At 67.1% G+C, this 17749-nt stretch carries 19 protein-coding genes; 8 read left to right on the top strand and 11 right to left on the bottom strand.

Annotated elements, in window-relative coordinates:
* Window positions 1-84 precede the first annotated feature (84 nt).
* Together aldA and ACWMMN_RS30570 are read right to left on the bottom strand one after the other, a co-directional pair.
* Window positions 85-1509 carry an aldehyde dehydrogenase gene (gene aldA / locus ACWMMN_RS30575; RefSeq protein ID WP_486423576.1) on the bottom strand — a complete coding sequence of 475 codons (1425 nt, stop codon included), beginning with the start codon at window positions 1507-1509 and terminating at the stop codon, window positions 85-87.
* A 336-nt stretch (window positions 1510-1845) separates the two neighbouring features.
* Window positions 1846-2784 (bottom strand): LysR substrate-binding domain-containing protein, encoded by a 939-nt coding sequence (locus ACWMMN_RS30570; RefSeq protein ID WP_011356424.1) that lies wholly within the window; start codon window positions 2782-2784, stop codon window positions 1846-1848.
* Between the two features lie 328 nt (window positions 2785-3112).
* Between ACWMMN_RS30570 and ACWMMN_RS30565 the strand changes: the two genes are divergently transcribed.
* On the top strand, window positions 3113-3988 hold the full coding sequence (locus tag ACWMMN_RS30565) for a LysR family transcriptional regulator (protein WP_486423575.1): 876 nt from the start codon (window positions 3113-3115) through the stop codon (window positions 3986-3988).
* A gap of 165 nt (window positions 3989-4153) precedes the next feature.
* On the opposite strand, the gene ACWMMN_RS30560 is transcribed toward ACWMMN_RS30565, so the two are convergent.
* The 3 genes from ACWMMN_RS30560 to ACWMMN_RS30550 all read right to left on the bottom strand — a co-directional run bounded on the left by ACWMMN_RS30560 (window position 4154) and on the right by ACWMMN_RS30550 (window position 6055).
* Window positions 4154-4507, bottom strand: a complete 354-nt coding sequence (locus ACWMMN_RS30560) for a hypothetical protein (protein ID WP_174992663.1) — start codon at window positions 4505-4507, stop codon at window positions 4154-4156.
* Window positions 4504-5229 carry a hypothetical protein gene (locus ACWMMN_RS30555; RefSeq protein ID WP_486423574.1) on the bottom strand — a complete coding sequence of 242 codons (726 nt, stop codon included), beginning with the start codon at window positions 5227-5229 and terminating at the stop codon, window positions 4504-4506. The genes ACWMMN_RS30560 and ACWMMN_RS30555 overlap by 4 nt, the downstream gene beginning before the upstream one ends.
* Before the next feature lie 106 nt (window positions 5230-5335).
* Complete coding sequence (locus ACWMMN_RS30550; RefSeq protein WP_256086864.1) at window positions 5336-6055, bottom strand: hypothetical protein; 720 nt, start codon at window positions 6053-6055, stop codon at window positions 5336-5338.
* A gap of 227 nt (window positions 6056-6282) precedes the next feature.
* On the opposite strand from ACWMMN_RS30550, the gene ACWMMN_RS30545 reads away from it, so the two are divergent.
* Window positions 6283-6540 (top strand): type II toxin-antitoxin system ParD family antitoxin, encoded by a 258-nt coding sequence (locus ACWMMN_RS30545; RefSeq protein WP_059237817.1) that lies wholly within the window; start codon window positions 6283-6285, stop codon window positions 6538-6540.
* A gap of 2 nt (window positions 6541-6542) precedes the next feature.
* Window positions 6543-6836: a type II toxin-antitoxin system RelE/ParE family toxin gene (locus ACWMMN_RS30540; protein WP_081051958.1), complete on the top strand. Its 294-nt coding sequence runs from the start codon at window positions 6543-6545 to the stop codon at window positions 6834-6836.
* A gap of 157 nt (window positions 6837-6993) precedes the next feature.
* On the opposite strand, the gene ACWMMN_RS30535 is transcribed toward ACWMMN_RS30540, so the two are convergent.
* From ACWMMN_RS30535 to fae, 4 genes are all read right to left on the bottom strand, one after another.
* Complete coding sequence (locus ACWMMN_RS30535) at window positions 6994-8328, bottom strand: MFS transporter (RefSeq protein WP_226196186.1); 1335 nt, start codon at window positions 8326-8328, stop codon at window positions 6994-6996.
* Between the two features lie 168 nt (window positions 8329-8496).
* Entirely contained in the window at window positions 8497-9948 is a 1452-nt protein-coding gene (locus ACWMMN_RS30530; protein ID WP_059240836.1) for an NAD-dependent succinate-semialdehyde dehydrogenase, read from the bottom strand.
* Between the two features lie 38 nt (window positions 9949-9986).
* Window positions 9987-11009: an aldo/keto reductase gene (locus ACWMMN_RS30525; RefSeq protein ID WP_059237815.1), complete on the bottom strand. Its 1023-nt coding sequence runs from the start codon at window positions 11007-11009 to the stop codon at window positions 9987-9989.
* Between the two features lie 41 nt (window positions 11010-11050).
* Window positions 11051-11575, bottom strand: coding sequence for a formaldehyde-activating enzyme (gene fae, locus ACWMMN_RS30520; RefSeq protein ID WP_031397394.1), 525 nt, complete (start codon window positions 11573-11575; stop codon window positions 11051-11053).
* Between the two features lie 326 nt (window positions 11576-11901).
* On the opposite strand from fae, the gene ACWMMN_RS30515 reads away from it, so the two are divergent.
* The 3 genes from ACWMMN_RS30515 to ACWMMN_RS30505 all read left to right on the top strand — a co-directional run bounded on the left by ACWMMN_RS30515 (window position 11902) and on the right by ACWMMN_RS30505 (window position 14069).
* The gene (locus tag ACWMMN_RS30515) at window positions 11902-12819 is read left to right on the top strand and encodes a LysR family transcriptional regulator (RefSeq protein WP_044848054.1); all 918 of its coding nucleotides are present in this window, start codon (window positions 11902-11904) and stop codon (window positions 12817-12819) included.
* Between the two features lie 196 nt (window positions 12820-13015).
* On the top strand, window positions 13016-13366 hold the full coding sequence (locus tag ACWMMN_RS30510; protein WP_256086862.1) for a hypothetical protein: 351 nt from the start codon (window positions 13016-13018) through the stop codon (window positions 13364-13366).
* Window positions 13367-13508: 142 nt separating this feature from the next.
* Window positions 13509-14069, top strand: coding sequence for a hypothetical protein (locus tag ACWMMN_RS30505; protein WP_486423573.1), 561 nt, complete (start codon window positions 13509-13511; stop codon window positions 14067-14069).
* On the opposite strand, the gene ACWMMN_RS30500 is transcribed toward ACWMMN_RS30505, so the two are convergent.
* Window positions 14070-14945: a LysR family transcriptional regulator gene (locus tag ACWMMN_RS30500; RefSeq protein WP_059237812.1), complete on the bottom strand. Its 876-nt coding sequence runs from the start codon at window positions 14943-14945 to the stop codon at window positions 14070-14072.
* A 163-nt stretch (window positions 14946-15108) separates the two neighbouring features.
* Here ACWMMN_RS30500 and ACWMMN_RS30495 point away from each other — a divergent pair, with 163 nt between their 5' ends.
* On the top strand, window positions 15109-16428 hold the full coding sequence (locus ACWMMN_RS30495; protein ID WP_486423572.1) for a DUF3422 family protein: 1320 nt from the start codon (window positions 15109-15111) through the stop codon (window positions 16426-16428).
* 34 nt (window positions 16429-16462) lie between these two features.
* Window positions 16463-16666 carry a hypothetical protein gene (locus ACWMMN_RS30490; protein ID WP_059237810.1) on the top strand — a complete coding sequence of 68 codons (204 nt, stop codon included), beginning with the start codon at window positions 16463-16465 and terminating at the stop codon, window positions 16664-16666.
* Between the two features lie 42 nt (window positions 16667-16708).
* On the opposite strand, the gene cynR is transcribed toward ACWMMN_RS30490, so the two are convergent.
* Window positions 16709-17638, bottom strand: coding sequence for a transcriptional regulator CynR (cynR, locus tag ACWMMN_RS30485; protein ID WP_486423571.1), 930 nt, complete (start codon window positions 17636-17638; stop codon window positions 16709-16711).
* Window positions 17639-17749: the final 111 nt, after the last annotated feature.

Raw genomic sequence — 17749 nt, 5'->3', positions numbered from 1 at the left:
GAAGCGGAGGCCTGCAGGTTTTTTATGTTCTGGTCGGGTCAGGGGCGGCGCGCGCGGCGTGGTGTCGTGGGGCGCGCGCCGGTGTCAGTACTTCATGACGACGAGGCGCGTCTGCGTGAATTCGAGCATCCCGTGCTTGCCGTCGTCGCCGCCGAGGCCCGAGCGCTTCCAGCCGGCGTGGAAGCCCTGGTACGGATCGGCCGGCGTGCGGTTCACGTACAGCTCGCCGGCTTCGATTGCGTTGGCGACGGTCATCGCGGTGCGGTAATGCTCGGTGTAGAGCACCGACGACAGGCCGAACTGGTGGTCGTTCGCCTGCGCGATCGCTTCGTCGATCGTCGTGTAGCGCAGCACGGGCATGATCGGGCCGAAGGTTTCCTCCTGCACGATCTCCATGTCCTGCCGTACGCCGGTGAGCAGCGTGGCCGGGTAGAAGAAGCCGGGGCCGTCGGGGATCGTGCCGCCGGTTTCGAGCGTCGCGCCTGCCGCGATCGCGCGTTCGACCATTCCGTGGATGTGTGCGCGCGCCGATGCGCTCACGAGCGGGCCCATCCGCGCGGCGTCTTCCTCACGGTTGCCGATGCGCACGGCCGCCATCTTCTCCTTCAGCAGCGCGACGAAACGGTCGTGCACGCTGTCGTGCACGTACACGCGCTCGATCGCCGTGCAGAGCTGGCCGCAATGGGTCGTCTTCGACGCGACGAGCGCCGCGGCCGCGCGTTCGAGATCGGCGTCCGGCTCGATGATCGCGGGCGTCTTGCCGCCAAGTTCGAGCGACGGCTTCGCGATGTTCGCCTTGCAGTAGTCGAGCACCTTGCGGCCCGCGTTCACGCTGCCGGTTAGCGTGATCATCCCGACTGCCGGGTGCGTGCACAGCGCTTCGGCCGTCGCGTGGTCCATCGTCAGGATGTTGACGACGCCCGGCGGGAAGCCCGCATCGTCGGCCGCCTTCGCGATCTCGAACGCGGAGACCGGCGTGTGGTTGCTCGGCCGCACGACCACGGTATTGCCGGCGATCAGCGCGGGCGCGACCTTGCGCAGCAGCGTGTAGACGGGATAGTTGAACGGGATCAGGCACGCGACGACGCCGATCGGCTCGCGCTGCAGGAACAGGTTCTCGTCGGGCGTGTCGCTCGGGATGATCTCGCCTTCGATCCGGCGTGCCCACTCCGCGTGGTAGCGCGTGATCTGGCCCGCGTAGACGGCTTCGTTCGACGCGTCCTCGACGCTCTTGCCGGATTCCTGCGCGAGCGCCGCGCCGATCTCGGGCGCACGTGCGGTCAGCGCATCGGCGAAACGGTGCAGGTACGCAGCGCGTTCGGCGCTCGGCAGCTTGCGCCACGTCTTCTGCGCGGCGGCCGCGGCGTCGACGGCGGCGAGTGCGTCGGCCGGCGTCGCGGCCGGCACGCGCGCGAACGGCGCTTCGGTGGCGGGATTGTGGACGACGATGAACGCGTCGCTTTCCGGGGCGACGAAACGGCCGTTCACGTAGTTGCGTTCGGTGCGCATGAAGTGACTCCTCCGATGAATGCGGGCGGATCGCTTCGGGTGGCGACACGCGCGGTACGGGACAGAGGTCATTCTCTTCATGCGTTTAGCGCACGACAAACGACTTATTTTCGCGCCGAACATGAGAAAAACGCACGTTAGTCGGCCGATCGGCCGGAATCGTGCGTCCGGCAAGGCTGTCGTGGCGCGGGCCGGGAGCGGGACGGGCGGTGGCAGGGCCGCGGTTGCCGACTGGTCCGAAGGCGCGCGGGGGCGGGAGGCGTTATGGTGTCGGCCGCGCTTGGGGCTTCGGCGCGGACGGGGCGGTCGGCTATGCCTGGGGGGACGGATCGTGCGCTAGGCCAGCGGCACTTGCGGAAGCGGCGACGACGGTTCGAGATGGCGCTTCGCGAGCCACACTTCCTGCTGCAGCCAGTCGCGGAACTGGACGATGTGCGGCAGGTTCGTCTGCTCGGGCCGCGTGACGAACCAGTACGACTGGTGGCCGTCGACGTGCACGTTGAGCACCTGCATCAGTTGCCCGGTCGCCAGTTCGCGCGCGACCATGTGGCGATCGGCGATCGTGATCCCGAGGCCGTCGATCGCCGCGCGGATCGCGTGGTCGAGCAGGTCGAATTCGTAGCCGCCGCGCGTGTCGACGTCGGCGATGCCGGCCGCCTTCAGCCAGTGCTGCCAGGTCAGGTAGCGCTGGTCGTCGGTGGCGAGCACGTGCAGCAGCGTGAAGCGGTTCAGGTCGATCGGCGCGCCGTCCTGTCGCAGCCGCGCATACAGCGCGGGCGCGCAGACGGCGATATGCTGCTCCTGCATCAGCAGTGCGTTGTCGAAGCCGTCCCATTCGCCGTCGCCGAACCGGATCGCGCAGTCGAGTACGCGCGATTCGCCGAGACTGTCGTGTATGCGGGTCGTGAGGCTCAGCTCGAATTCGGGATGCGCGTCGCGCAGCCGGCCGAGCCGCGGCATCAGCCAGCGCGCGGCGAAGGTGGGCGGCACGTTCGCGCGCAGGCGGTTCAGGTGGGTTTTTTCCTGCAGGCTGCGTACGGTCAGCTCGATCTTGTCGAACGATTGCTGCAGCGCGCGCAGCAGCACGCGGCCGGCCGCCGTCAGTTCGAGCTGGTGATGGCGGCGCTCGAGCAGGGTTTCACCGAGCTGGCCCTCGAGCTGGCGAACCTGGCGGCTCACCGCGCTCTGCGTCACGTTGAGCAGTTCGGCCGCGCGTGTGAAGCTGCCGGTGCGGCCGGCCATCTCGAAGGCTTTCAGCGCATTCAGCGCCGGCATCTTGCGTCTCACGGGGCGGTGTCGTGTTTGGTGCGGGATGCTTATTGTAGGCGGGCGGCGCGGGCGCGGGGACGATGAATGGATGCGACGGAGGGCGCGGGCCTCCGGGCAGCTTTATGGCGCGGCGGTTGGCGCGGCGTTGCGACAAGGCTGCGCGCTGAATGGACGGCGGCGCCGGCCGGCAACGGCACGAACGGCACGAACGGCACGAACGATACGAACGATACGAACGATACGAACGATACGAACGATACGAACGATACGAACGATACGAACGATACGAACGATACGAACGATACGAACGATTCGAACGAAAGGGACACACATCATGCGACGCCTGCCATCGTTGATCGCGCTGCGATTTTTCGAGGAGACCGCGCGTCACCTGAGCTTCAACCGTGCGGCGGTTTCGCTGTGCGTGACGCAGGGGGCGGTGAGCCGGCAGATCCGGCTGCTCGAGGAAGCGCTGGGCACGCGGCTGTTCGAGCGCGATCACAAGGGCGTGCGCCTGACCGATGCCGGCCAGCGGTTGCTGCCGTTCATCGGGCAGGCGTTCGACACGATCGAGCGCGGCGTCGACGAAATCGCCGCCACGCGGCCGGGTGCGAAGCGGCGGCTGACGGTGTCGCTGCCGCCGACGTTCGCGACGCAGTGGTTTTCGCCGCGGCTCGGCACGCTCGCGGAGACGCTGCCCGACGTCGAGCTGTCGATCCGCACCGAGCCGGCCGACGACTGCCATTGCCACATCCGCTTCGGGCGCGCGGCGCGCGCCGGGATGCAGTCGGAGCTTCTGATGATGGAGCGGCATGCGCTCGTCGGCGCGCCGCGCTATCGCGGTGACGCGCTCGACGTGCTGCTCGGCCGGCTGCCGTCGCTGCATGTGCTGCACGAAGGCAAGCGTCTGACGCTGTGGGCCGACTGGTGCGAGCAAGCGGGCGTGCCGGTGGCGCGGATCGGCGACGGCATCGAGTTTTCCACGCTCGAACAGGCGATCCGCGCGGCGCGCAAGGGTGCGGGGCTCGCGGTGGTCGACCTGAACATGATCGAGGAGGAGATCGGCGAGGGCAGCCTGGTGCGGCTGTCGCCGGTGCAGCCGATCGGGCCGTTCGGTTATTGGCTCGATGTCGAGCCGGAGAGTATCGCGGTCGAGCCAGTAGTCGCGTTCGCCGCGTGGTTGCGGGGGCAGGCGGGGCGGAAGGGGTAGGGGCGACCGTGGGACGCGACTGATCGGAAGGTGGGGGAAATCGGATCGGTCCGCGCCCGTCGCACGGTGCTTTCAACTTTGGTGTCCGTTAAAGATCGTTACCGACGGGAGACGTGTACGGTCGTTGTCGAGCCGAGCCAGACGGCTTTTCCCGGTCGTTGCCGGCTACGCGTCGGGGTCGTGTCCGAAGTGCATGAGTGTCTCCCGGCGGCCGCTGGCTTCGATTTCGGCGAGCGATTCGACCGGCAACTGGCACTTGGAGAGATCGATACGCCCGACGTTGAAGACGGCGCGTCGCGGCGGGGATGCCGGCATGTCGGCCGGCCGTGTGTCATGCTCGACGGCGGACTGGCGCATGACGCGCGCCAGGCTTCGATGGAGTTCGTTTGCGACGAGCGTATCGAGGAGTTGCCTGGCTTCGGAGACGAGAGCGAGGCGATGCCGGTTCGCCTGCCGGCCCCGCTTTGCCGTGGCGCGCGCGATCCGGAATCCGGCAATCGGCGTGTGCTTTGCGTTCATTCGTAAATCCCCTTTTCGATCAGATGTCTTTGCAACGCCCGCACAGATGTGCCGTGCGGTGCGACGTCGAATGACATCCAGCGATGTGATCCCGCCACACGCCAGAAATCTCGCCCGAATCGTGTGGCATAGAGCGCACGCAGCGACCGGAGCGATCCGTCGGCAAGACCGACCGGGTGCCCCTGGAAATACTGGAACAACGCCGCTTCATCGCTGCACTTGTCGGGAATGGGCGCGTCGAAACCGAACCGTGGCCATGCGTAGTATCCGAGTAGCCGGCGCCCGCCCGGTTTGGGCGCGCCCTTCCGGCCCCCCGCTGCGAATGCAATGATTCGGCTGATGCCCAACGTATCAGATGCCCTGACGATGCGCCACAGCATCGCCGCGCCGAGTCCCGCGATTGCGTTGTCGACGAGATCGATCGTCTTGAGTTCGAGTAGGGATGTGTCCGATTCTCGACGCACCGATACACGGTTTTCGGATCGGATCCAGGTGGTGTTCGTGACCGAGAGCGTCAACCAGCCTCTGCTGTCGAGATAGGCTTGAATCGCCGATCCGGTGGGCGCTCCGCACAACGAAACCAGCAACGCGTCGGGAACGTGACCCTCCACACCCAGCAACGCGGAGATATCCAGGTCGTTTCGATCGATCGTGAGCCGATCGTCGAAGTACGTCGTCTCGTACGGCAGGACATGGCTGAGGTCGACATGCTGAGCGGGCATGGTGGCGGTCGAAAAGCGGAAAACCCCAGCATATCGCCGCGAATCCTGCGGGCCGAGTCAGCCGAACGGCCAATCGCGAGACGGAACGCCCGCCGTTCCGCCCGCCTTACGACCAGTCGAACGTCAACAGCGCCACACGGCTCACCGGCTCGTAAAACAGGAGAATCCAGTCCGCCCCCATCGCGCGATATTCCCATCCGGTTACGCCGGCGACGAAGCGAAAGCGCGCACCGTCGGGGCCGATCGGCCGGATGTTGTCCGGATCGCTGTCGTCGACCGGAAAATCCGAGGTGCCCGACCAGTTGCCCCAGCCCACCGATCCGCCAAGCTGGTCGATGAGGTTGCACGGTTTTTCCTGGCTGAAATCGCGCTCGTCCGGCGCGTACTGGTTGGACGAGTAGAGCACGCCGTATTCGGCGAACCGCTTGCGCGTCGCTTCGATGCTGGCCTGTTGTTCGGCGTAATGCGCCTCCAGTTCCGCGCGATAGCCTGCGTCATGTGTGCCGGGCGGGTTTTCCAGATAGAAGTAGCGCGGGTCGCCGAGCAGCGTGTAGCGGTTGTTTTCGTCGAGCCGGAACCCGATCCAGTTCGCGCGGAGATAGTCGTTGTGGTACGCGGCCGTGTCCTGCCCGACGAGCCCGTCATAAGGTTCGACGGGGCTGAGCAGGTGGATCCAGCCCTGCCACGACGGATTGACCGTCGACAGGTCGATCGACACGAGCGGATGCAGATGGCGCGCGAGTGCGGCATGGGGCTCGGCAAAGACGTCGGTGTCCGGCGGGTAGACCTTCAGGCCAGGTTGTGGCGTGACGATGTCTTCAATCATGATCGGTATCCGCATGGTGAGGATCCGGCAAGGCTACACGAGTAAAGGCGAAACCCGGATGAATACCGGCGCCGTCGCAGCCTGTTCGTAGCGCGTCCCGTTCCGTCCATCCACCCGATCGGCCGTGAAAGCATTCGCGCCGGTCCGTCTGGAGATCGTCTTCTTGATAATAGTTGATAGCCGGGATACGCTTGGCAGATCGAATGCAATCCGGTCGGGAGGTCGACATGATCAGTGCGGAACTGGGCCAGCAACTGGAGGCTTACGTCGCGAAGCTGGTCGAATCGGGGCGCTACGGTTCCAAGAGCGAAGTGCTGCGCGAAGGCGTGCGCCTGATCCAGGATCGCGAGGCGCAACTGAATGCGCTGGACGCGGTGATCGCGCGCAGCGTGGCCGATGCGGAAGCAGGGCGCAGCGCCGAGGCGGCGGAAGTCTTCGATCGTCTCGAGGCGAAGTATCGGGATCAGGCGGATCGTCAGGCCTGACCGTGCGCCTGTCCGATTTTGCGATTGCCGAACTCGAAGCAATCGCCGATGACATCGCACGCGACAACCCGCAACGCGCCGTGACGTTCGTGCGGGAAATCCGCGACAAGTGTCTGGGCCTAGCCGCGATGCCGCTGGCGTTTCCGCTGGTGCCGCGCCTCGAGCGTGACGGCGTGCGGCACCGAGTGTACGGCAACTACCAGATCTTCTACCGGGTCGTCGGCGATCCGCCGACGCGGATCGACATTCTTCACGTCCTGCACGGCGCGCGGGACTACGCGTCGATTCTGTTCTGAGCGGACGCGCGCATCTCATCGTGTCCGGAATGAACGAACCCGGCCACGACCGGGTTCGACCGCATCGCGTTCGGCATCGCCGCGGCACATCAGCGGCGTGCCGATGCGAAAGCCTCAGGCGCGATGAAGCAGGCGGGCACGCAACCCGCCTCCATCGTCAATGCCCCGACGCCTCCTCCAGTGTGAGATGCTTCGTCTCCGGCGCCCACGCGATCGACACGATCATCCCCGCCAGCAACACGCCCGCGAGCGCGAACATCGTCGCGTGAAAGCCGAGCGTCGCGATGCCGGCCGGCAGCAGGAACGTGCCGATCGCCGATCCGAGCCGGCTGCACGCGATCGCGAGGCCCACGCCGCTCGCGCGCACTTCGGTCGGGAAGCACTCGGGCGGGAACACGCCGACGAGGTTGCTGAACGCCGACATCGTCAGCGTGAAGATTGCGAACGCGACGATCATCGCGAGGGCCGCCGACGACGGCAGCACCGCGAGCGCGACGAGCGACGCGCACGTCACCGCGAACGAGCCGATCAGGAAGCCGCGTCGCGACAGCCGGATCGTCAGCCAGATGCCGATCAGCGCGCCCAGCACGAGAAACGCGTTCAGCAGCAGGTCCGCACCGAACCCTTCGGCGAGGCCGATCGTCTTCAGGATCGTCGGCAGGAACGTGTAGATCGCGAAATACGGAATCACGAGGCACACGAAGAACGCGCAGTTGAAAAGCGTGCGGCGGACCAGGTCACGCTGGAACAGTCGCGCGAAACCGGCATTCGCATGCGGTTCGGCCGAACCGTCGAGCATCACGTGCGGCCCGAAATGCTTCGCGACGATCGCGCGCGCTTCCTGCACGCGGCCCTTGCCGAGCAGCCAGCGCGGCGATTCGGGCGTGCCGATCCGCAGCACCAGCACGATCAGCGCAGGCAGCGCAGCTGACGCGAGCAGCCAGCGCCATGCGTCGGGCGCGGCGTCGCCGTACGCGAGGCCGAGCACGTTCGCGGCGACATAGCCGATCGTCCAGATCACGCTGAACGAGCCGAGCAGCGCGCCGCGATGCTTGCGCGGCGAGAATTCGGCGAGGATCGCATGGCCGACGGTGAAGTCGCCGCCCATCCCGAAGCCGATCAGCACGCGCAGCGCGCACAGTTCGAGCGGCGACGTGACGAAGCACTGCGCGAACGCGGCCGCCGTGATGATCACGAAGCTCGTCAGGAAGATCTTCTGCCGGCCCATCCGGTCCGACAGCCAGCCGAACACGAGGCTGCCGAAGAAGATGCCGATCAGCGCCGAGCTGCCGATCATCCCCATCCAGAACGCGTCGATCGGCATCTGCCTGCCGAGCGCGGCCAGCGCGTAGCCGATCGTACCGAGCGTGTAGCCTTCGGTGAAATGCGCGCCGAACGTGAGGCCGGCGATCTTCACGTGGAAACGGTTGAGCGGCACGTCGTCGAGCGCGACGGGGCGGTGCGGCGCATCGGCGCCGCGCGACAGCGGCAACGCGCGCGCGGTGCCGGATTGAACGTTGGCTTGGGTCAAGCTGCCTCCTGGATTGTTATCTGGCGCGCAATGGCGCGCGCAGGCGGCGCGCCGCCGCGAGCGTCGTGCAAGGCGTGGTGCGGCCGCGCGCCCGGGCGGCACGCGGCGCGGGTCGACCGCGGGGAGCGGTCAGCGGCCGAGGCCGGCCATCAGCGTGTACTTGAGTTCCACGTATTCGTCGAGGCCGTACTTCGAGCCTTCTCGGCCGAGCCCCGATTGCTTGACGCCGCCGAACGGTGCGACCTCGGTCGAGATGATCCCGTCGTTGACGCCGACCATGCCGCTCTCCAGCGCACCCGACACGCGCCACGCGCGGCCGAGGTCGCGCGTGTAGAAGTACGCGGACAGCCCGAATGGCGTGTCGTTGGCCGCGGCGACGGCCTCTTCCTCGGTCGTGAAGCGGAAGCAGCCGGCGACGGGGCCGAAGGTTTCCTCTTCGGCGATCAGCATGTCGGCCGTCATGCCGGTCAGCACGGTCGGCTCGTAGAACGTGCCGCCGAGCCCATGACGCTTGCCGCCGGTGAGCGCGTGCGCGCCCTTCGCGGTCGCATCGGCCACGTGCCGCTCGACCTTGCCGAGCGCCGCCTCGTTGATCAGCGGCCCCTGGTCGACTTCGTCGACGAGCGCATTGCCGACGCGCAGCGTGCGCACGGCGTCCGCCAGCTTGCGCGTGAACGCGTCGTACACGCCGTCCTGCACGAGAAAGCGGTTCACGCACACGCAGGTCTGGCCCGTGTTGCGAAACTTCGACGCGATCGCGCCCGTGACCGCCGCATCGAGATCGGCATCGTCGAACACGATGAACGGCGCGTTGCCGCCGAGTTCGAGCGACAGCTTCTTCAGCGTGTCGGCCGACTGCTTCGCGAGCAGCTTGCCGACGCGCGTCGAGCCCGTGAACGACAGCTTGCGCACGACGGAAGAACTCGTCAGCGTCTCGCCGATCGCGACCGCGTCGCCCGACACCACGTTGAACACGCCGGCCGGCACGCCCGCACGCTCGGCGAGCACCGCGAGCGCGAACGCCGACAGCGGCGTTTCCTCGGACGGCTTCAGCACCATCGTGCAGCCGGCCGCGAGTGCGGGGCCGGCCTTGCGCGTGATCATCGCGAGCGGGAAATTCCACGGCGTGATCGCGGCGACGACACCGACCGGCTCGCGCGTGACGACGATCTGCGCATCCGGCTTCGGGCTCGGGATCACGTCGCCGTACATGCGCTTCGCTTCTTCCGCGAACCATTCGAGAAAGCTCGCCGCGTACGCGACTTCGCCGCGCGCTTCCGCGAGCGGCTTGCCTTGCTCGCGCGTCAGCAGTTCGGCGAGCGCGTCGCGGTGTTCGAGCATCAGCTCGCCCCAGCGCTTCACACGCGCGCCGCGCGCCTTCGCGGTCAGTGCGCGCCACGCGGGAAACGCGTGCGCGGCCGCGTCGATGGCGCGCTGTGTGTCGTCGGCGCCGCCTTTCGCGACTTTCGCGATCGTCTCGCCGGTCGCGGGGTTCAGCACCGGATAGGTCGCATCGCTCGCGCCATGCGATTCGTGCCATTCGCCGCCGATGTAATGGCCGGTCCTCAGAAATTCGTTCATTGTGTGTTGTTCCTTCAGTGCCTCGGAGCCTCGGCCCATCAGTCCGTCGCGAAACTGCCCTGCGCCGGACGCGACGCGCGCGCGATGCGCTTGCCGGCCGTGTAGTCGTTGATCAGGTCGCACGGCGTGTAGTTGCGTTCCAGCTCGTGCAGTTCTTCTTCGGCGAGTTGCGTTTCGAGCGCGCCGAGCGCGCTGTCGAACTGCGCGACGGAATCCGCGCCGACCAGCATGCTCGCGATGCCGGGGCGGCTCAGCACCCACGCCTGCGCGATCTGCGCGGGCGGTACGCCGCGGCGCTTCGCGACCTTCGCGACCGATTCCGCGATCGCAAGCGATGAAGCATCGCCGTACATCTGCGCGGTGAAGAAGTCGGTCTGGTTACGCGTCGATTGCGGCTCGCAGGTCAGCAGGCCGCGCGCGAGCGGGCTGAACACCGACACGCCGACGCCCTGGTCGATGCAGTACGGCACCATCTCGCGCTCTTCCTCGCGATACGCGAGGTTCAACTGCAGCTGCATGTTGATCGGCTTGTCCCAGCCGTTTCGTTCGCAGGCCTGCATGATCTTCGCGAACTGCCACGTATACATCGTCGATACGCCGATATAGCGCGCCTTGCCCGCGCGCACGATGTCGTGCAGCGCGCTCATCGTTTCCTCGACGGGCGTGTTCACGTCGAAGAAGTGCAGCATGAAGATGTCGACGTAATCCATCCCGAGCCGCTTCAGCGAAGCGTCGATTCCGTCGAGCACGTGCTTGCGCGAATGGCCGCCCGCGTTCGGATAGCTGCCCATGTCGTAGCCGACCTTGGTCGTCACGACGAGCTCCTCGCGGCGCGCGTTGCGCTTCAGGATGCGGCCGACCACTTCCTCGCCGACGCCCGTCGAATAGAAATCCGCGAGATCGATGAAGTTGACGCCGGCGTCGAGCGCACGGCGCACGATCGGCTCGCTCTGCGCTTCGTCGAAGATCCAGGGCTTCCATTCGGGGGTGCCCATGTTCATCGTGCCGAGACACAGGCGGGACACCTTCAGGCCGGACTGGCCGAGGCGGACGTATTCCATGTTTCCTCCAGGTGCGGCCTTGTGTCGGCCGCTTGTCGTCGTCAGTTTTTCTTCGGGGTATAGAACGGGTTCGACACGTCGCGCGCGGCGGCGAATACCGCGTCGCGATGCGGCAGCCCTTCCATCGCGGCGACGATCGCGTTGCGGCACGCACGATAGTTGTTCTCGAACACGGCATCGAGATCGTCGGTCTGCGGGTTCACCCAGTTCGCCGACACGACGACCCAGTCGTTCTCCGCTTCGGGCGGCAGCGTGCCGTTCTCGAGCGCTTCGGCCACGGCCTTCGCGATGCCGGCCTGCGACGCGCCCCACGTGGCGTTGCCGTGGAAATCGCCGGCGATCTGCGCCTTGTTGACGTACAGCGTGAGCGGCTTGGTCGGCACGCCCGGCTGCGCGATCACGACGAACGGCGCATGGCCGGCCGACGGCGTCGCGAGGGCCGTGGCGAACGCCTGGCCCGCCGGGCCGTTGCGCGGGCCGACCAGCACGTTGATGTGCGCGAGGTTGACGCCGGGGCCTTCGAAGCCTTCGCCGATGTAAAGCTGCCTGGGTTGAGATGCGGTCATTGCGGTGTCTCGTCGATGAGGTTGGGTGTGAGGCGATTGTGGTGGGCCGCGGCGCGGCCGGTGAATCGATGTTTTCTGATCGGGCTATGAGTTTTCGTCGTCTCCGGGAATGCCCTGAGGCCGGCACGCGGACGCCCGCCGGGCGGGCCTCGGCCGGTGTCGTGACGGCGGGCGGGGCGGGCTCGGCGGGCAGGCATTCGCGAACCGGCTCCGGGTTTGTCATACCCGGGCAGGGGTTGGAGGGCCGGGCGCATCCGGACAACAATCGGCGTACTCCGAGCCCTATCTTTCGTCTTCCCTTCTTTTTTCGAAAGCGAGTAATTCCGATGGCTGCCATTCAAAGGCCCGATTGGTCGAAGCTCAGTTCGCTCGATCCGGAACTGATCCGCGCATTCGTCGCCGTGGTCGAGAGCGGCGGCTTCACCGCGGCGGCCCGGCAACTGCATCGCACGCAATCGACGATCAGCCTGCGCATCCGCACGCTCGAGGAGCGGCTCGACACGCACCTGTTCATGCGCAACAGCCGGCGGCTCGAACTGTCACGCGACGGCGAGAATTTCCTGATCCATGCGCGCCGCATCATCCAGGTGCAGAACGACGCGATCCTCGCGCTGAAGCAGGCGAGCAGCGATCGCGGCGTCGTGCGCTTCGGGCTGCCCGAGGACTATGCGGAGCTGTGGCTGCCCGATCTGTTGAAGTCGTTCTATGCGATGCGGCCGGGCGCGCGCTTTCACGTGCATTGCCGCACGTCGCTCGAACTGCTCGAACGGCTGCAGGCCGGCGAGCTCGACGTCGCGCTCGTCGTGCGCCACGGGCCGAACGCGGGCGGACGGCTGCTCGGCCGTCACGAGGTCGTGTGGGCCGCGCACCGGGATTTCGCGCTCGGCCCGCAGGCGTCGGTGCCGCTCGCGCTGTTTCCGGAGACGTGCTGCTACCGGCAGCGCGGGCTGCAGGCGCTCGCGACGGCCGAGCGGCCGTATCACGTCGTCTATACGAGCCAGAGCCCGACCGGCATCAAGATCGCGGTGAACCACGGCGCGGCCGTGACGATGATCGACCGCTGCACGCTGCCCGAGAACTGGCGCGTGCTCGACGAGACGGACGGGCTGCCGCCGCTGCCGGCGGCCGATCTCGAACTGCATCGCTCGCCGGGCATCTGCGATCCGCTGACCGACGATCTGGTGTCGCTGATCGAATCGATGGTCGACGAGCGGCGGCGCGCGTCGCTCGAAGCGTTCGCGTAGTGCGGCGACCGACGCGCAGGCAAGGCTGACGCGAACCGTGGCGCGCGGCTGCGGCGCGCACATGACGGCCGCACGGTGACGTGTCGCGTCTCCGTGCCGTTTTTTGCGCCGGCGCCCCGTTTTTTTGCACGACGTTTATGCGGTCTCTTCTAAGCTGGGGATGTGTCGAACAGCCGAGACGGCCTCCGTCCGCTCCATGACCTTCATTCATCCCGTTCCCGCCTACGACGTCGCCGGCCGCCAGTTGCGCGCCGGCGCACGCAACAACGTCATTCCGTTCCCGCCGCCGCGCCCGCGCCTGCAGTTGCCCGTCACCTTGACGGCCGATTCCGGCGAACACGCGCACGCGCGGCTCGCGGCGCTGCTGCATTCCCCGCTCGGCGTGTATGTCGTCAGCGCGCGTGCCGTGCGCGACGTGATCCACGTGCACTTCGACATCGCGCCTGAAGACCTGGATTTCACGCTGCACATGCTGATCGCGCAGCAGGCCGATGCGGTGATCGGGCCGGTCGCGCGCTGGTTGCGCGTCGGGCCGAAGGCACGGTGAAGCGGGGAGCGGTTGTTGCCCGTTCCTCGATGGCTTATCCGATCCGCTGCCCGACCGCCGGGTTGCCGCGCTATCCGCCCGCAGGCGGCGGACAGGCGCGCGACACCGCGTGCGCGGCGCCGATCCTGAATACGGAGGGGTCATGGACCTCATGGAAGCAGTGCAGGTCGCGCGGCCGGCAAGCCGTCGCGTACGGACGGCGTCGCTGCCGTCGGGCCAGCAACTCGCGCGTCAGCTCGTGACGACGGTGCGCGTGGCCGAAGTGCTGCTGCATCAGGCGATCGTCGTGCCCGACGGGCATCAGTGGTCGGTCGACACCGAGCGGGTCGACGCGATCGGCGGGCCGCTAGAGGCCTGGGAGACCTGCGTGGCCTGGCGGATCGGCAAGGTGTTCGGGGCGGCGGTCAGCCCGGCCGCACGCGTCAACGATCCCGGCCAGGTGGCGGTCGAGATCCGGCTCTGCCTGCCCGAGCAGGCATATGTGGCCGAGCGGCGCGTGAGCATCTTCGGCCGCCGCCACGGCCACCGGTTCGGCGCGACGCTGTCGGTCGCGTCGGGCGCGCAATCGGGCTGGCAACGTACCGAACACGTGGTGCCGGAATGTCGGCACGTGCGCGCCGATACGCTCGAGGCACTCGTCGATGCGGTTGCCGCGCACGTCAACGCGGCGCTGGGCGCGGCCGGGTTCGGCGCGACGCGCTGACTATGCGTCGCCGGCCTGCCCGGTCTGCCGCTGCAGGTCTTCCATCAGCTGTTCCGCGAGAAAGTCGCACGGCGGCCGCTTCGATTTCGTGCTGCGTGCGAGGATCAGTTCGAGCGGCGGCAGGTCGGGCAACCCGTGCGAGCGGCCCAGCATCGACAGTTGCGCGGGAATCGCGCAGCGCGCGAGCGGCGCGACCGCAAGGCCGGCCTCGACCATGCTCAGCAGCCCGAGCAGGCTCGGGCTTTCATATGAGGTGCGGTATGGCACCTTGGCGCGCTCGAGGCTGCGGATCGCATTCTCGCGCGCGACGCTGCCCGGCATGAACACCGCGATCGGCAGCGGCCGTTCTTCCCAGACGCGCGGCCCGTTCGTCATCGCGGCCCACGCCATCGGCTCGTGGCGGATGAAATCGCCGGTCAGCCCCTTGATGCGCGTGCCGCACACGAGATCGACGGTGCCGTCCTTGATCAACGGCGCGAGCGCGCTACTCGGCAGCCCGATCACCTGGATCTCGACCTTCGGGTAGGTCGCCGAAAACTTCTTCAGGACGGAAGGCAGCAGCGACGACGCATAGTCGTCCGGCACGCCGATCACGACCTTGCCGGTCACTTCCGGCCGTACCACGGCCGCCCATGCCTCGTCGCGCAGCGCCAGCATTCGTCTGGCGAATCCCAGCAGCACCTCGCCCTCGCGCGTCAGCACGATGCTGCGCGGCTTGCGCACGAACAAGGGCCGGCCGATCGCGTCTTCCAGGCTCTTGATCTGCATGCTCACGGCCGACTGCGAGCGGTTCACGGCCTCGGCGGCGCGCGTCATGTTGCCGGTCTCCGCGACGGCGACGACGGTGGTCAGCACGTCGTGATCGAGCATCTTCATCGGTATCAGGAAAACTGAACGTAACGATCAGCATTATGCGTTTTTATTGTTGCTGTGTGTCTGCCATAGTGCGATCACGCTGGCGTTTCCCCCCCGAGGGTGGCGCGGCGAACGGGCCGGCCGAGCCGGCGTGCAGGACTGAACAAGGAAGCGTGGTGTATCGATGATGGACCATCCGTTGCGCGCCGCCCTGGCCGCGGAATTGCATGCCCGGCCGTTCCTGCGGCTCGCCGAAGCCGTGTCGCTCACGCATTACGCGATCTACGCGGACGGCCAGCCCGACATCCACGAAACGCTGCTGCACGCGCTGTGCCGCGATACCGGCATTGCCGCGCCGCACGACGGCGCGACGCACTACGCGGTGCAGTCGCCGAGCGGCTGGCACCTGAAGTGGGAGCGCCACACCGAATTCTCGACCTTCACGTTCGTCGCGCCGCGTTGCGACACCGGCTATTTCGACGATCTCGCGATCGAAGGCATTCCGGCCGCGTGGTTCGCGCGGCTCGCCGGCATCCGTTTCGTCGCGGTGCGCATGGAGCTGCTGACGGGCGACGCCGCGCGGCTCGTCTGCGGCGACCTGCGCCGCTGGATCGACGGGCCCGCGCTCGTCGGCAGCAGCGTGCTCGGCGGCGGCAAGGTGTTCTGCGACTGGCATGTGCGCGACGACGGCTTCATGCGCTTTCTCGTCGTCGACGAGGATTTCCGCGAGGAGCAGGGCGGCCGCCTGCTGCAGCGCCTGTATGAAATCGAAACGTACCGGATGATGGCGCTGCTGGCGTTGCCCGTTGCGCGCCGGATGAGCCGCGAGCTCGACGAGATCCACGCGGCGCTGCACGCATTGATGCAGCGGATGGACGCGAGCGGTGCCGACGGCGACGACACGGCGCTGCTCGTCAAGCTCACGCATCTCGCGGTACGGGTCGAATCGCTGTCGGGATCGGGCGCGCGCTTCAGTGCGTCGCGTGCGTACGAAAAGCTCGTGCTGGCGCGCATCCACGAGTTGCGCGAGGAACGCATCGAAGGGATGCCGACGATCGCCGAATTCATGGAGCGGCGCTTCGCGCCGGCGATGGAAACCTGTCGCAGCGTATGGGCGCGCCACGAACAGATCGCCGCACGGATCGCGCGGGCGGTCGACCTGCTGCGCACGCGCGTGAACCTCGCGCAGGAAAAGGACGTGACACGCCTGCTGGCGGGCATGGAGCGCACCGCGCGTAACCAGCTGCATCTGCAACATGCGGTCGAGGGGCTGTCGGTGGCCGCCATTTCGTACTACGTGCTGTCGCTTGCCACGGCAGCGTTCAAGGCGCTGCACGTGATGAACCTGCCGGTCGACCCCGAACTGGCGGAAGGCCTGTTGATCGCACCAGTCGTGTTCGCGGTGATTCACATCACGCGGCGAACGCGTGCGCAGCTGGCGCGATCGGAGGCGGCGCACGACGGCACGACAGTGCATGCGGCAGCGTTGAAGCAGGTCGGTTAGAACATCTAAAACATGATCAGGTAAAGGAGTGGAGATGACTTTTTCGCAGAATCAAGCAGGGTTTCATAGCGGTTTCGATGCCGCGTTCGACGAACCGGCATCGGACGATGCCGGCGTGCCGGAAGCGGCGCGCGTGACGTCGTATCAGGCCGTGCTGCAGGAACCGATGACGTCGCTCGTCGGGAATACGCTCGATCGGCCGGACGTCGCGGCGGTGGCGATTCTCGGCTACAACTGACGCGGTTTGCCGCGCCGGTTCGATCCGGCGCCGCGGCGTGCATTACCCGGCTGCCTTCCGGCTCGCCGGGCGTGAATCGCCTTCCGGTTTTTCCTTTCCCTTTCCCAGTGCCAGCGCCAGCTCGACGAACGCGCGCGCGGCCGCGCTGCGGTACGCGCCCTTGCGCTGCAGCAGCACGGCCGTGCGCTTCAGGACGGCCGGATCGAGCGCGACGGCGACGAGATCGTCGTGCCCCGTCGCGATCGTCGCGGGCAGCAGCGTCGCGAGGTTCGTGCGGCGCACGATCTCGATCACCGCACCCAGCGAATTCGCTTCCATCAGCACGCGCGGCTGCACGTCGTGCTCGCGGAAATAGTGATCGATCTGCGTGCGTGTCGCGAACTCGGCCGTGAGCAACACGAGCGGCGCATCGTGCAGCGCGCGCAGGCCGGCCTTGCGCTTTCCCGCGAGCGCGTGCCGACGGTTCACGACGAGCGCGAGCGTTTCGACCAGCAACGTCTCCACTTCGATATCCGCCGACTGCACGTCCTCGAATGCGATGCCGACATCGAGCTCGTCGTCGACGAGCAGCGTCTCGATACGCTCCTGCGACATCTCGCGTACCGACAGCGTCACGTCCGGATAACGCCCGTAAAACGCGTCGACGAGCGGCCCGACGAGATAGCTCGTGAAAGTCGGCGTGACCGCGATCCGCAGCGAGCCGCGGCTCAGATCCTGCACGTCGTGAATGGCGCGCCGGCCTTCCGCGAGATCGTGCAGCGCCTGCCGCGCATAGCGGAAATACACGTCGCCGGCGTCCGTCAGCCGCGTGACGCGCCCGGTGCGGTCGAACAGTTGCGCGCCGAGCGTCTCCTCGAGCTGCCGGATCTGCTGCGACAGCGCGGGCTGCGACACATGCAGCGCGGTGGCCGCACGCGTGAAGCTGCGGTGTTCGGCGACGGCCAGGAAGTAGTGGATATGGCGCAGCAGCATGGCGGTTCCTATAAGTCGTGCTTATCGGGTGGATCATAAATCAGTCTTTTACGTTATTGGAAGTCCGGCGTAACCTGCCCTTCATCGATTCCACCCGACCCGGAGAACACG

The sequence above is a fragment of the Burkholderia cepacia complex sp. TUM26381 genome (assembly GCF_057439935.1).
This window is presented reverse-complemented; position numbering and strand designations above follow the sequence as displayed.